Source organism: Bradyrhizobium sp. CCBAU 11434, assembly GCF_028128895.1.
Taxonomy (GTDB): Bacteria; Pseudomonadota; Alphaproteobacteria; order Rhizobiales; family Xanthobacteraceae; genus Bradyrhizobium; species Bradyrhizobium zhengyangense.
The window spans coordinates 1-491 of sequence record NZ_LBJX01000017.1 but is presented as its reverse complement, the minus strand read 5'-3'; the positions used below and the strand labels follow the sequence as shown (position 1 = coordinate 491).

General features: G+C 66.4%; 1 protein-coding gene. It reads right to left on the bottom strand.

The window, feature by feature from the left end:
• Positions 1-491 (bottom strand): PAS-domain containing protein (locus XI06_RS12825; RefSeq protein WP_271605471.1); only part of this gene is annotated, 491 nt, incomplete at both ends.

Here is a 491-nt window from a genome sequence, read left to right as displayed (position 1 = left end):
TTCACCGCGATCAGTTGGCGGGTGTTCGCATCGGCGACCCACATCGGAAGCGGGTTCTCTTCGAAGAGAAGCCGGAAGGATGCTTCCCGCCGCTTCAGGTCGGTGATGTCGATCCGGATGCCGATGCTGCCGCCGTCCGCGGTGCGCCGTTCTTCGATCCGAACCCATCGATCGCCGGGCAAACGCTGCTCATGCGAGTGGCGAGGCAGCGCATGCCGGGCGAGGCGTTCGGTAAGCCACTCGGCCTCCCGGCCGATCGCCTCTGGATACTGCCCGGCCTCCAGACCCGTCCGGATGAGCGCCTCGAACGGCGTGCCGACGGTGAGGGCGCTGCCGCTGATGCAATAGAGCTCCGCGTAGCGCCGATTCCAGAGGATCAGCTGATCGTCCTTGTCGAAGATGGCAAGCGCCTCGGGAACGACGTCCAGCGCGTTGGTCAGATGGGCGTGGGCGGCTCGAGCGCTCGCTTCCGCCTGCTCGGCTGCAGCCTT